This window comes from Clostridium sp. AM22-11AC (genome assembly GCF_003473545.1).
Lineage (GTDB): Bacteria > Bacillota > Clostridia > Lachnospirales > Lachnospiraceae > Enterocloster.
Map to the genome: position 1 here is coordinate 48,620 of NZ_QUCM01000006.1, position 13,232 is coordinate 61,851.

Annotated in this window: 12 protein-coding genes; 1 reads left to right on the forward strand and 11 read right to left on the reverse strand. The window is 44.8% G+C overall.

The features are described 5' to 3' along the window. Positions 1-79 precede the first annotated feature (79 nt). The 6 genes from DW251_RS07990 to DW251_RS08015 are packed head-to-tail and all read right to left on the reverse strand — an operon-like array spanning position 80 to position 6,093. A complete protein-coding gene (locus DW251_RS07990; protein WP_021870053.1) occupies positions 80-1,795 on the reverse strand; it encodes a polysaccharide biosynthesis protein in 1,716 nt (571 codons plus the stop codon). A 54-nt stretch (positions 1,796-1,849) separates the two neighbouring features. Further along, positions 1,850-3,031, reverse strand: a complete 1,182-nt coding sequence (locus DW251_RS07995) for a DUF3048 domain-containing protein (protein ID WP_347474636.1) — start codon at positions 3,029-3,031, stop codon at positions 1,850-1,852. After that, positions 3,028-3,525 (reverse strand): rRNA maturation RNase YbeY, encoded by a 498-nt coding sequence (gene ybeY / locus DW251_RS08000; protein ID WP_021870051.1) that lies wholly within the window; start codon positions 3,523-3,525, stop codon positions 3,028-3,030. Before ybeY ends, DW251_RS07995 begins: the two co-directional genes overlap by 4 nt. Then, positions 3,525-4,553, reverse strand: coding sequence for a PhoH family protein (locus tag DW251_RS08005; protein WP_021870050.1), 1,029 nt, complete (start codon positions 4,551-4,553; stop codon positions 3,525-3,527). Before DW251_RS08005 ends, ybeY begins: the two co-directional genes overlap by 1 nt. 8 nt (positions 4,554-4,561) lie before the next feature. Then, entirely contained in the window at positions 4,562-5,800 is a 1,239-nt protein-coding gene (locus DW251_RS08010; RefSeq protein WP_118300697.1) for a sporulation protein YqfD, read from the reverse strand. After that, positions 5,797-6,093, reverse strand: a complete 297-nt coding sequence (locus tag DW251_RS08015; RefSeq protein WP_118300699.1) for a YabP/YqfC family sporulation protein — start codon at positions 6,091-6,093, stop codon at positions 5,797-5,799. Before DW251_RS08015 ends, DW251_RS08010 begins: the two co-directional genes overlap by 4 nt. Positions 6,094-6,232: 139 nt before the next feature. On the opposite strand from DW251_RS08015, the gene DW251_RS08020 reads away from it, so the two are divergent. Beyond that, a complete protein-coding gene (locus tag DW251_RS08020) occupies positions 6,233-7,219 on the forward strand; it encodes a DUF4397 domain-containing protein (protein ID WP_118300701.1) in 987 nt (328 codons plus the stop codon). Positions 7,220-7,528: 309 nt separating this feature from the next. On the opposite strand, the gene DW251_RS08025 is transcribed toward DW251_RS08020, so the two are convergent. The 5 genes from DW251_RS08025 to DW251_RS08045 form a co-directional block, all read right to left on the reverse strand. After that, a complete protein-coding gene (locus DW251_RS08025) occupies positions 7,529-8,683 on the reverse strand; it encodes a cobalt-precorrin 5A hydrolase (RefSeq protein ID WP_118300703.1) in 1,155 nt (384 codons plus the stop codon). Positions 8,684-8,783: 100 nt separating this feature from the next. Next, entirely contained in the window at positions 8,784-8,996 is a 213-nt protein-coding gene (locus tag DW251_RS08030) for a small, acid-soluble spore protein, alpha/beta type (RefSeq protein WP_021870044.1), read from the reverse strand. 181 nt (positions 8,997-9,177) lie between these two features. Then, complete coding sequence (locus DW251_RS08035) at positions 9,178-11,154, reverse strand: bifunctional 4-hydroxy-3-methylbut-2-enyl diphosphate reductase/30S ribosomal protein S1 (RefSeq protein ID WP_021870043.1); 1,977 nt, start codon at positions 11,152-11,154, stop codon at positions 9,178-9,180. Next, positions 11,154-11,846 (reverse strand): (d)CMP kinase, encoded by a 693-nt coding sequence (cmk, locus tag DW251_RS08040; RefSeq protein ID WP_021870042.1) that lies wholly within the window; start codon positions 11,844-11,846, stop codon positions 11,154-11,156. The genes DW251_RS08035 and cmk overlap by 1 nt, the downstream gene beginning before the upstream one ends. Before the next feature lie 73 nt (positions 11,847-11,919). Further along, complete coding sequence (locus DW251_RS08045) at positions 11,920-13,200, reverse strand: NAD(P)/FAD-dependent oxidoreductase (protein ID WP_118300705.1); 1,281 nt, start codon at positions 13,198-13,200, stop codon at positions 11,920-11,922. Between the last annotated feature and the right edge of the window lie 32 nt (positions 13,201-13,232).

Below are 13,232 nucleotides of genomic sequence, written 5' to 3' on the forward strand. Positions count from 1 at the left end.
CATTTACTGACCTTTTCAGAAATAGTATCTGCCATAATAGACCATTTTAAACATGTCCTGGCACTGTTTGCAATACCATTTACAGTAATCTTACTTTCTTTAAAATGCGGATCATTTTTGTTCCCATAGGCATATCCCGCAGTTCTTCTTCATCAATTGCCTTAAGTCCCACTAAAAGTACTGCATAAACAGCAGCTGCTACTGCCACTGCCGGGAATACCACGATCGCTCTGCCGGAACGTCCTCTTAGAAGCGCTGCCGGAAGGATAAAGGTAAGAACCTTGTATACACCCCAGGCTGCCCCGCCCATAACGCAGGCGCTGATCGCCGGAAGTACAAATGTTTTCTTATACTCCTGACGATATCTTGCATGCTTTGCAATAGTACGGGCATTTAAAACGCACATTACAAAGGCGAATACAATGTTTGCAAATACAACACCATAAATACCCATATGGAATACCATAAGAAGTACCCACAATACTGCCACATGGATCACCAGCGAAACAGCTGCATGGCGTACCGGCACTTCCATACGGTTTAATCCCTGAAGCACTGCATTGGTCACTGTGGACAGAGAGAAGAATACAACCGCAAGAGAACCTGCCATAGTCAGCTTAATTAAAAGACTGTTATCTTCGCTGATAAACAGCAGATTGCACACAGGATCTGCTAAAACCGCAATACCTACTGCTGCCGGGATAGAGATCAGCATAGAGAAACGTACTGCTGCTGCGATCCTTTTTAAAGTCTGTTCCCTGTCTCCTGCAGATACCGCTCTTGTAAGAGACGGGATCAGAGAGGAAGAAAGGGCATTAGAAACAGCTACCGGAATATTAAATAACAGCTGATACTGTCCTAAAGCTCCCCAGAATACAGCGATCTCTTCCCCGCTGTATCCTAACTTGTCCATTCCCTGTCCAAAGAGGAAGTTGTCCACTACATTGGAACAATTATAAATACCGCTGCTGACTACAATAGGAAGTACTGTGATCGTCAGGGCATAGATCAGTTTTCTATAGCGTGTCCGCTTTCTTCTTGCATATTTCGCTGCTTCTTCTGATAACTCCTCTGTCGCAATACGCTGTTTTAAAACAGAACGGCCGCTTTTTGCTGTCAGGAAGATAAAGAAGATAAATGCAGTAAGAGCGCCTGCACCTGTACCAATGGTTCCGCCTGCAGCACCTAACGCATAGGAATAATTCTTTGCTCCCTGGGCCGCATTCATCCCTTCTCCTACGTGGAATAAAAGTCCCGCTGCAACTACGCTGACAATGGCATTAACGATCTGCTCTAAGATCTGTGAAACCGCAGTAGGGATCATGGTTCCTGTTCCCTGGAAATAACCTCTTAAAACTCCCAGATACGCCATGATCCAGATGGTAGGTGCCAGTGTTTTTAAGGCGTAACTGGAATAAGGCGTCTTGATCAGTCCTGCAAAGAAGTCAGAACCAAACCAAAGAATAATGGCTGCAAGTCCGCCGGTAACTGTTGCATAGAGAAGGCCTGCCTTTAAGATGCGGCGGCAGTTCTCATATTCTCCTTTTGCAAGCCTTGCGGATATCATTTTTGAGATAGCCACCGGCATACTGTAAGAGGAAAGGATCAGAAGAATGTTGTATACATTATACGCAGATGTATAATATCCATTTCCCTGCTTTCCGATAATATCATTTAAAGGCATACGGTAAAGCATACCGATAATACGCACCAGGATACCGGCCATAGCCAGGATACTTCCCTGTATTACGAAATTTGCTGCCTTATTTTTCTTTTTTCCCTGTACTGCTTTCATTTATCTTCTACTGTGCTCCATGTTTATTACTTAAAACGTGTATCGCCACGTTTTTTATTTAATTTCAGACTTATCAAAGTCTTTAGTAGGGATGATGCAGACCCAGGTCTTTCCCTGATTTAATACGATCTCATTGTGGTCATGATCGTAATAATGGGTCACACCAAATTCCCCGTCTTTCTCCCAGGTGATAGGGATGGCTTTTCCGTCTGTGATATAATACCCGTATTCACCGGTATGTACATTGATGTTCAAATACTGGGTAGAGGCATAGAAACCGCTCTGACAGTACTGGAAGATCACATTTTTCACTGCTACAGGGCCTTCACTTCCGCGGTGTACATCCCCATACTGGTATCTGTGATACAGGCCATCACTGCTGTCATACACAAAATCCGGCTTGTTCATAGTATATCCAGGTTTTGCATGGGCAGCATCCATCACGCCTGGTTTTCCGTCTAAAGACATCTCCACGCCATCTCTGGCAAAAAGATAATGCCCCGTATAAGACTCATCATACTCTGTACTGTAGCCTAAAGTCGCAATCGCCTTTTTCAGACGGTCTCCGCTTGTGTAGGCATTGTGAGGAGAATGTTTATCCTTGCTTCTGTAATACGTAGTATTTCCAATAGCATCCAGACCATTGATATTATCCACATTATTAAGATAAGGCTTTGCAAAGGTACTCTGGCCAAAATGGGCATAGATCGCATCAAACTCTCTTGCAAAATAAGTATAATAGGTACGGCAGCTTCTCACTGAACCAATGCGGTCCAGATCATCATAATCCTCGATCACTGCCATATAGCGGTTCATTTCCGCTTCCACCGGTGCCTCATAGACCACACCGGCCCGGTTCATACCGTACTGAGGTCTTGCCTCTTTGTCATTGCTCATCATGATAGCGATAGGACGACGGTTTGCCTGTTCTACCGGTACCATCTGACCTGTAAGGAAGCTTCGGATCATGCCGTCTTTTTCTTCCCGTTCTTCTGGTAAGTTATAGTCCGGCAAATCTTTCGTTTCTTCCTTTTGTTCCTCATCCGACTGGATCAGGATTTTGGGAGCAGAAGTGGCTGCCTGAGTGGTTGTTTCCTGTGTTGTGGGAACCTGCGTCTGTGCTGCTTCTTCTGACGCTTTCTTCCCGCATCCTGCGCACAGCGCCGCTATGCAAAGGATCGTTCCTAACATCATTTTCCTTCGTACTGCCTTTTTACTTCTGCTCCCTTTTTTCATCTGGTGTACCCCCTTGTGTCCAGTATCTGTCTCTGACGGTCTTCCATAACCAGCCGCTCTTCATCTACCATGTGGTCATATCCACATAAATGAAGCATACTGTGCGCTACTAAAAATGCTAATTCCCTTGTCTGGGAATGACCGTACTTTTCAGCCTGTTCCTCCACCTTGTCTACAGAGATCACGATGTCCCCCAACATCAGTTCTCCTGTTTCCGGATTGAAATAATCTTCCACTGCATCTTCCACATGGTCAAAATCAGAAGGTTTCTCATAATCAACCATTGGAAAAGACAACACATCCGTAGGCGCATCGATCTGACGGTACTCTTTATTGATGGCCTGGATGGCATCATTGTCTGTCAGAATCACATTCACCTCTGCCTCATAAGGGCATTTTTCAAAATCAAGAGACGCCTCTACGATCTCCTTTATGATCTTCTCATAGGGAAGATCCAGTTTTTTCTCTGCTTCATACTCAATGGAAACTGTCATTACCGATTATTCCCCTTTCGTGTATTTTTCACTGCCGGAGTTTTTCTTTCCCCTCTGGCGGTCTTTGACGCTGTTTTCTTCTCATAATCATCATATGCCTTGACGATCTTCTGTACCAGAGGATGACGGACTACGTCAGAACTGGTCAGATAGCAGAAACCAATATCGTCAATGTTTTTAAGGACTTTTAAAGCTGTATCCAGACCGGAAGTTGCACCGGAAGGAAGGTCTTTCTGGGTCTGGTCTCCGGTGATGATGACCTTGGAGCCAAAACCAATTCTTGTTAAGAACATCTTCATCTGGGCCGGTGTGGTATTCTGTGCCTCATCCAAGATGATATATGCATTGTCCAGGGTACGTCCTCTCATGTATGCAAGAGGTGCTACCTCAATAAGACCCTTTTCGGAATTATGCTGATAACTTTCCGCTCCCATGATCTGATATAAGGCATCATATAACGGGCGCAGATAAGGGTCGATCTTACTCTGTAAGTCACCTGGAAGAAAACCTAACTTTTCTCCTGCCTCAATCGCAGGTCTTGTAAGGATGATACGGCCTACTTCCCCGTTTTTAAAAGCCTGGATGGCCATAGCCATGGCAAGATAGGTCTTACCGGTACCAGCCGGTCCAATGCCGAATACGATCATCTTCTTGCGGATGGAGTCCACATAATGCTTCTGGCCTAAAGTCTTTGGCTTTACCGGCTTTCCCATAATGGTACGGCAGATAATGTCCTTATCGATCTCCAAGATCTGGTCATCATTTTCCGTAAAGGAAAGAGACAGGGCATAGTCCACATTCTGCTCGGTAATAGTATTCCCCCGCATGGAAAGCTGGATCAGGTTATTAAATACGCTTTTTGCCTGACCAATGGTCTTTTCCGGACCAATCAGCTTGATCTCGCCGTCCCTGGCGATCATGGTCACATGAAGGGTCCGTTCTATTTTCTTTAAATATGCATCGAACTGCCCGCAGACATTTCTCTCATGTTCTGCCGGAATGTCGATCATGGTTTCAATTACACTCATCCGTCTGTTTAATCTCCTTGAGTTTTAGAAACAGGGACGCTGACTGCCGCAGGCTCTATTACCTTTAGCGTTCCGCTGATCCTGTAACCAGATATATTCTTTTCTATTTTATCATTATTTTCAAGAATTTGTACCCCTTTTTCCCTTAATTTTTCAACAAATTGCCGATTTGTTTCTGAAGCTGTCTGTTCCAGCTCTTCTTTTGTATAACCTTTCTCGTAAACCGTCATATATTCCCCTGCTATCTTTCCCACAAAAAGCGGCAGATAAAAATTTGAAAACAGCTTTAACTGGATCATATCTGCGGTGTAATCCCAGTTTTCTTTATTTCCATTTTTCCCCAATTCAGGGATCAAACATTCAGGCATAAGAAATGAAAAGGAAAAAGGACCTGCGATCAGGCGCAGACCATAGCGTTTCCTTCCTGTAGGATAACGCACGTCCCGGGTCAGAGGCAGTTCTTTTTCATAAGTTTCTACTGTTTCTGCCAGTATCTCCCCCTGTGACTGCACATAAAAAGCAGATATCTCCTGCTCATCATCCCCGATCACAGGAACACGGCCACTGACAAGGACCTGTCCCTGCTGGATCTCTTCTCCTTTTTTCACTTTAGGAATTCCCTGGCGCACCATGATATAGGTAATCGTGCCAGTTACATCTGAAACCAGATCACAGGGATCTTCCTTTACCGTTGTTTTAGCCTGTATGATCTTATTTTCCTTGATCTGGATCACCAGCCTGGTGCCGGATACTCTGGCCGATACCCAGGTGATCTTAGGAAACGCTTCCCTCATCCCAGCTTCCAGCTCCTCACAGTTTATCTTTTTCTTTTTCATCCCATAGCGCACATCCTGTGTATCCAGATAGCGCACCAATGTATCTGCAGTATAATGGTGATTGCCCTGAAAATGGATATCCCATATGAACAAAGACATAATATAGAGCAAAAGGAAAAAACTGGAAAGACCTGCTGCCGCATACCATCGTTTCCGGTTTCTCTGAAGAAAAAACGGCAGTCCCCGGCGTTCGCAGATACGCAGGCGGACACCCTTACCTCTGGCGCAGCCCCTTAACCGGTAAAAATCCTTTAAAAAAAGGGAACATTGGTACTCTCCCTTTTTCAAGCATACCAGTTCCCAGAAAAATATCCCGTTTATCCTGCACCGTTCCAGAAAATATTCCGGGCTGATGCTTTTGATCTGTATTCTTACATAACCTTTTAAAAGGCGAAAAAAATACCGGATCATCCCTCCACCCTCCTTTCTGATAACAGATCATCAAACTCTACCGATCGTATCTGTCCCTTGATCTTTAAAGCATCTTCCGTATAAGTCTCTATCTCCAGATGAGGCCCTTTAAACACTACCATACAGCCTGCTGCCTTTATTTTCACATACGTATCTGTGTAGATAAGAAGGCTCCTGAAATTTTCCGCTACTACTTCATAAGGACCTGTAAAATGGAGCAGAACATCCCCCAGTATTACATCTCTTGGAAGTCCAAGAGCTTCCACTGCTGCCCGTTTTCTGTCCTCTCTCATACCGTTTCTCCCGGAGCCTTTTCCTTTTATTATATGACATCCCCGGCCCTGAAATGCCAGTTTGGCTGTTTACGGCTTTCTGCACCCATTTTTTCTTTTAAGAATACACTAATAGGGAAAGAATGATTGTGAGGTTCTTATGACTAATTCTAAGTTAAATCCTGCTTCTGAAGCCATTTCCATGGTAAAAGCAGCTCAGACAAATGAAGAAGATATTCCTGTAACTCCTCTGCCGGACCCTGGAGAAGGCGGACCTGTATATGATGGTTCCATGAATAATGATCCCATGGATAATGGCTCCGGCGGAAACGGCTCGTTCGGCGATGATCTGAGTTCTGTTCCTGTTATCCCCCTGCCAAATCCAGGAGAGGGCGGACCTGTATACAATGGTCCTAATTACAACCGTCCATCTGGCGGTATGGGACAGCCGGGGAATTCCCAGATACCGGTATACCGTCCTGTCTTCCCGTCTAATGGCTCCATTACCGTTCTCCCAGGTATCAGTTTCCCCTGTTACAACTGCACTACCTCCTCAAGCCTTGGCCGGGTACGCATTTTAAATGCTTCTTCCGGTTATCCGGCATTTAACGTATCTTTAGGAAACTGGCGCATTGGAGAGCAGTTGGATAACGGGGATCTCACCAGCTATGTACAGGCAGCCTCCGGCTTCCAGACGGTTACAGTATCCGGCACTAACGGTTATATCTATATCCAGAAAATGATCACCATCCGTGCCGGTTCTGCCTCTACCGTTGCGATCATCAATACCAGCACCGGGCTGGATCTGATGGAAATATCCGACCTTTCCTGCAACGGACCATCCGGCACTGCCTGCATCCGTGCCTGCAACCTTTCCCCGGACCTTGGGCCTTTTGATGTAGCTTTAGAAAACCGCGGCAATTCCTACCGCACCTTCACCAACGTCCGCTTCCAGGAAGTAACCCCGTTCTCCAGTTTCGCATCCGGCTGGTATTCCATCTACGTATTCCGCACCAATGCATTTAACAACAATAATGCCATTGCAGCAGCTTCAGCAGCGTTAAAGACCGGCGGATCTTATACATTATATATGTTTAACGGGCCGTCAAGTACGGATGGGCTTAGGACGTTGATATTGTCGAATTAATATCTTTTTATCTGCATAACAATATAAGAACCGGAAGAGCTGTGACTCCCATTCACAGCTCTTCCGGTCTTTCATACTTTGTATTCACTTACTTTCTATCCCTTTCCAGATTTTTAATGCTCAGATCTCTTCCAAAACCAACATCGGTTCCAAACCGTTTAAACAGATCATATGCCAGACTGTCTATGGTGGAAATATGCATCTGGGACTGCTGCTCTAATCAGGCAAGATAACGTTGATTTTTGGTCAAAGCATACTTCTTCAACAACATTTTCTGCAGCCTGTCATTCATCTGGTTCTTTCTTTGCATTAAATTTTCTTTAAAATATAAAACTGAGTATTTCGGTCCCATAAACATTCCTTCCCCCGCACAGTCGTTCCAAACCCTTTTGAAAAATCAAGTTCACCCTGCCATTCCAGTGCAGCAGCTAAAGTGATCCCATCGCCTGCCTGTTTTTCAACCAACAATTTCCCACCTGCTGCGCAGGCCGACCGTTCACATACATTTCCTACCCCGATCTGTTTTTTTACAAAGGCAGACTCTTTAAAATCGCCTGGAACCTGATTTAACTGCTCTGGCGTATAGAAACGCTGCTCACAGGGTTGATGTAAACATTCTCCGTCAAATAGCTGTTTTAAGTCTAATACCGCAGGTTCATCCTGTTTTACATCTACAGAAGCAATAGCTTTCACAGCGGCCGGATCGATCCCATGTTCTTTTAATAAGGCAAAAACTTTTTCTTTCATAAATTCCGGATCTGTTCCCCTGCGGCACCCAACACCAAGGACAACCGCCCTGGGAACAAGACGCAAATAAGAAGCTTTTTTTTCCGGAAAAGAAGGATCCTTTACTGTGATACAAATATTTTCTTCACACCATCTATCCATCACAAAGCCGTCTGGCAATTTTTTTATTGGAAGATCACTGAAAACACCGATCTGCTTTCCTTCTAATACTGCTGCTGATATGTTCTTCGCTTCTTTCCGGTCTGTGATCGTCATATGATAGGCAGACGCAAACAGATCTACCGCAAACTTCCCATTTACATCCGTTGCTGTCGTGATCACAGGCACTGCCTCCAGCCAGTCTGCAATGTGCCTTGCAAGTTCATTGGCCCCGCCTACATGCCCTGATAGCAAGGGGATCACAAACTGCGCTCCTTCATCCACTGTAACTACCGGCGGATCAGTCATCTTATCCCTGATCCATGGCGCAATAGCCCGCACTGCAATACCTGTGGCGCTTACAAAGATCATTGCACGCTTTTCTGCAAACATCTTGCCTGTCCATTGGGATAAAGACTCTTCTTCCCGTTCTTTCAGTCCTTCTTTTTTCCACTCTTCCCTTAAGAAACGCTTGGGAATAATCGCTTCACATTCTTCGCCCGTTTCTTTTAATTTATGAAAAAGACGCCTGCAAACCCAGGCGCCTCGTTCTGTAAAACAGATCACTGCATATTTCATCCTGCTACCTGTACCTTCTTGGATCAAATCCGGATCAGAACATATAGTTTCATTCTGATCACCAGCTTTTCCTACATTCTGGTATCAGTATACTGGATTTTCAGCTTTCTTTCAATGCTTCCTCTTTTAATTGCCGTTTCCGGCCGGTGATCATCCCTCCAATGCGGCCGCTTTCCTTGGAAGTAAGGCTTTTCCAGCCTTTCTGCAATACTTTTTCATCTAATCCCAGTTCCTGGGCGATCTCAAATTTTAACTGTTCATCCGGTGTCATATTATGGACATCAAATTCTTTTTTCTTTTTTGACTTTCCCATAGGTCTATACTCCTTAATACGTGATGTATTTTCATTGGTCTGTTATAAGAAGTATGCCCTTTTTACAGGAAATCATTCAGGAAACACTGAGACGGCACCTGCTGTCGGCTGTTTTTCCAAAATGCAAAACAAAAAGAGCAGCCCCGCAAGGAACTGCCCTTTCATCATTTACATTCAGTTATTACTTTGCGTAAGAATCGATATCTACGTCAGCAACATCTTCGTTCTGAGGAGCTGCCTGAAGAGCCTTTACGCTTAAGCTGATCTTGTGATCATCTTCGTTGAAATCTACAACCTTAGCTTCGATTTCCTGGCCGATCTTTAATACATCAGCTGGTTTCTCGATGTGCTCTCTGGAGATCTGGGATACATGAAGCAGTGCATCAACGCCTGGCTCTAACTCTACGAAAGCGCCAAAGTCAGTCATACGAGCAACACGACCGGTTACTACGCTGCCTGCTGCATACTTCTCAGCTGCATGTGCCCATGGATTAGCCTCTGGGAACTTTAAGCTTAATGCAATCTTCTCGCCCTGGATATCTTTGATCAGAACGGTTACCTTATCGCCGGACTTGAATACCTTCTTAGGATTTTCAACACGGCCCCAGCTCATCTCAGAGATGTGAAGGAGACCATCAGCTCCGCCTAAATCGATGAATGCGCCGAAGTCTGTTACGTTCTTAACAGTTCCTTCTACCTTATCACCAACCTGGATCTTGGAGAACAGTTCTTCTTTCAGTTTAGCCTTTTCAGTAACTAACAACTGCTTTCTGTCGCCAATGATTCTTCTTCTCTTAGGATTGAACTCAGTGATTACGAACTGGATTTCCTGTCCTGCGTACTTGGAAAGATCCTTCTCATAAGTATCAGATACAAGGCTTGCTGGGATAAATACTCTGGAGCCTTCTACTTCAACGCTTAAACCGCCGTCTAATACCTGAGCTACTTTCGCAGTCAGAACTTCCTGATTTTCAAATGCTTCTTCCAGACGCTTGTTGCCTCTGTCAGCTGCCATACGCTTGTAAGATAAGGATACCATGCCAACACCATCGTTCAGCTTGATAACCTTAGCTTCCATTTCTTCACCAACCTGTACCTTGGTAGTTAAATCTACACTATTGTCATTGCTGTACTCGTCACGGGTGATAACACCCTCAGACTTGTTGCCCGCAATGCTCAGAATAATCTCATCTTTATTAACTTCGATGACCTGACCGGTAACTATCTCTCCTGTACGTATTGGTTTGGTGGATTCTTCCTCTTCCTTTAATAACTCTGCAAAACTCTGCTCTGCCATTCTGGTATGAACCTCCTCAATAATCTTTTTTGGGGTGGATGCCCCAGCTGTAATACCTACGCTGCGCACAGAAGATACACTGTCAGGATCTAAATCGCCGAGTGTCTGAATGTAAAATGTATTTTTACATTCCTTGAGACAAATCTCGTAAAGCTTCTGGGTGTTGGAAGAATGTCTGCCACCAATGACGATCATAGCCTCCACCGAAGATGCTATCCGGGCTGCCTCCACTTGTCTTTCCTGTGTTGCATTGCAAATCGTATTTAAAACACTACTATCATAACCCTTTTTTGAAATTTTTTCAACTAATTCTTGAAATTTGTTGTAATTAAATGTCGTCTGGGATACGATACATAGCTTTTTGCCCTCTGGAAGGTTATAATCTTCTGCATCAGCCTCATTTTCCACAACAACAGTGTCACCATTGCCCCAGCCCCGGATACCTTCCACCTCCGGATGCACCGGGCTTCCAATGATGATAACAGCCTCTCCGGCCCGCGAATGTTCATCTACGATCTTATGGATCTTTTTTACAAAAGGGCAGGTGGCATCTACCACATTTACCCCACGGGAATTTAAGATATCGTAAACATGACGGCTGACTCCGTGAGAACGGATGATCACGGTTCCCTGACCTTCCGGCAGGTTTTCAAGGTCTTCTTCCGTATCTAATACCTGGACGTCCTTTTCTTCCAGATCACGGACTACTTCCTCATTGTGGATGATGGGACCATAGGTATAGATGGGACCCTGGGCTTTTCCCTCTTTTACAGCCTGGATCTGCTCATAGACCCGGGCTACTGCCCGTTCTACTCCAAAGCAAAAACCTGCACTTTTAGCAACAATGACCTGGCGCTCCATTATGCCTGTCCTCCGTCTGCTTTGTATCCCTTTTCACGGACGATCTTTAAAATCTCTTCTACTACCTGGGCCAGAGTCATAGAAGAAGTATCTAACAACACTGCATCCTCTGCCTGCTTTAACGGAGAATGTTCTCTGTGCATATCCCTGTAATCTCTGTCTTCAATGTCCTTTTCGATCTCTTTTAAATCTGCTTTCATTCCTTTTTCTAACAATTCCTTATAACGGCGAGCTGCTCTTACCTCTACAGAAGCTGTAAGATAGATCTTTGCAGGTGCATCTGGAAGAACACAGGTACCAATATCCCTTCCGTCCATGATCACATTTTCCTTTGCTGCCAGCTGTTTCTGAAGCTCTACCAGTTTTTCTCTTACAGGCATATAGCCGGATACTGCAGATGCCATGTTTCCTACTTCTTCTGTACGGATCAAGCCGGAAACATCTTCACCATTTAAAAGTACCTGCTGCACACCGTCCTGGTAACGGATAGTCACATCTACTTCCGGGCATGAGCGCTCGATCTCTTCTGCTGCCTTTGGATCTACGCCCTTTCTTAAGAAATAAAGGGCCATAGCGCGATACATTGCCCCTGTATCTACGTATACAAAGCCAAGTTCCTTTGCCACCAGCTTTGCAATGGTGCTTTTTCCTGCTCCTGCAGGTCCGTCTACTGCAATATTAAAATGGTTCATCTGGGTGTTCTCCTTTAACTTTCATATAGCAATACCGCCTGTCTGGCGATCTGTCTGTTTTATTTAATTTTGTTTAGCTTTCCTGTATCTTCTCCGCTGCCGCCTTTCCCGCTGCCCAGCCGGTAGACCAGGCGATCTGCAGATTAAATCCGCCGGTCACTGCATCCACATCCAGGACTTCTCCTGCAAAGTACAGATTTTCTGCCTTTTTCGCTTCCATAGTAGACGGATTGATCCCCTTTACATCTACGCCGCCCTGTGTAATAATAGCCTCTTTAAACGGCCGAAGCCCTGTCAGTGTGAACGTCAGCGCTTTGGTAGTTTCTACCAGGCGGCGGCGTTCTTCTTTGGTGATCTCATTTACCTGCTTATCCGGGTCAATGCCACTGCGCTCTATGATCACAGGGACCAATTTGGCAGGATATAAATGGTTTAAGCTGTTTTTAAACTGTTTATTCTTTGCCTCTGCAAAATCCCTTAAAATGCGCTCATCCAGTTGTTCCTCTGTAAGAGCCGGTTTTAAGTCGATAGACAGCTTTAACAGGTTCTTGGCAATGGCCTTGGCACAGAAAGAACTGGCGCTTAACATAAGAGGGCCGCTGACTCCAAAATGTGTAAACAGCATTTCCCCAAAGTCACGGTACAGTTCCTTTTTGCCGTTAGATACAGTAGCTTCCACATTTTTAAGAGAAAGGCCCTGAAGGGATTTTACAATCTCAAGCTCTGCTGTCTCAAATGGCACTAAGGCTGGTGAAAGGGCTGTTACCTTAAGTCCTGCAGCCTGGGCCCACTGATAACCATCTCCTGTGGATCCTGTAGATGGATAAGACATTCCGCCGGTTGCTACGATGACGCAATCCGCATCCACAGCTGTCTTTTTTCCATTTTCTTCCAGGAAAATGCCTTTGCAGATGGTCTTATCTTCTTCTGTTATAAAGTTTAAACCTTTTACTTCCTTGCGAAGATATACTTTTACATTTTCTTTCTTTAATGTGCGATCTAAGGCTGCGATCACATCGGAAGAATGATCCGATAAAGGGAATACCCTCTTTCCTCTCTCTGTTTTCAGGCGCAGTCCTGCATCTTCCAGAAACTGCATCATATCTTCATTGGTAAAGCCGTAAAAGCTGCTGAACATAAATTTCTTATTGGTGATCACAGCTGCAAACAGCTCGTCCATATCACCGGCATTTGTCACATTGCAGCGGCCTTTTCCTGTAATAAAGATCTTTTTGCCCAGCTTTTCATTTTTTTCATAGAGGCTTACTGCACAGTCTTCCTTTGCTGCTGCAATAGCCGCGATCATACCTGCGGCACCGCCTCCGATGACGATTATATTTCTTTGGTTGCTCATGTATTGTTGTTTCCTTTATTATTTATATTCGC

Coding starts and splice junctions, on each gene's coding strand:
- DW251_RS07990 (WP_021870053.1), bottom strand. CDS start 1,795: ATGAAAGCAGTACAGGGAAAAAAGAAAAATAAGGCAGCAAATTTCGTA.
- DW251_RS07995 (WP_347474636.1), bottom strand. CDS start 3,031: ATGAAAAAAGGGAGCAGAAGTAAAAAGGCAGTACGAAGGAAAATGATG.
- ybeY (WP_021870051.1), bottom strand. CDS start 3,525: ATGACAGTTTCCATTGAGTATGAAGCAGAGAAAAAACTGGATCTTCCC.
- DW251_RS08005 (WP_021870050.1), bottom strand. CDS start 4,553: ATGAGTGTAATTGAAACCATGATCGACATTCCGGCAGAACATGAGAGA.
- DW251_RS08010 (WP_118300697.1), bottom strand. CDS start 5,800: ATGATCCGGTATTTTTTTCGCCTTTTAAAAGGTTATGTAAGAATACAG.
- DW251_RS08015 (WP_118300699.1), bottom strand. CDS start 6,093: ATGAGAGAGGACAGAAAACGGGCAGCAGTGGAAGCTCTTGGACTTCCA.
- DW251_RS08020 (WP_118300701.1), top strand. CDS start 6,233: ATGACTAATTCTAAGTTAAATCCTGCTTCTGAAGCCATTTCCATGGTA.
- DW251_RS08025 (WP_118300703.1), bottom strand. CDS start 8,683: ATGAAATATGCAGTGATCTGTTTTACAGAACGAGGCGCCTGGGTTTGC.
- DW251_RS08030 (WP_021870044.1), bottom strand. CDS start 8,996: ATGGGAAAGTCAAAAAAGAAAAAAGAATTTGATGTCCATAATATGACA.
- DW251_RS08035 (WP_021870043.1), bottom strand. CDS start 11,154: ATGGAGCGCCAGGTCATTGTTGCTAAAAGTGCAGGTTTTTGCTTTGGA.
- cmk (WP_021870042.1), bottom strand. CDS start 11,846: ATGAACCATTTTAATATTGCAGTAGACGGACCTGCAGGAGCAGGAAAA.
- DW251_RS08045 (WP_118300705.1), bottom strand. CDS start 13,200: ATGAGCAACCAAAGAAATATAATCGTCATCGGAGGCGGTGCCGCAGGT.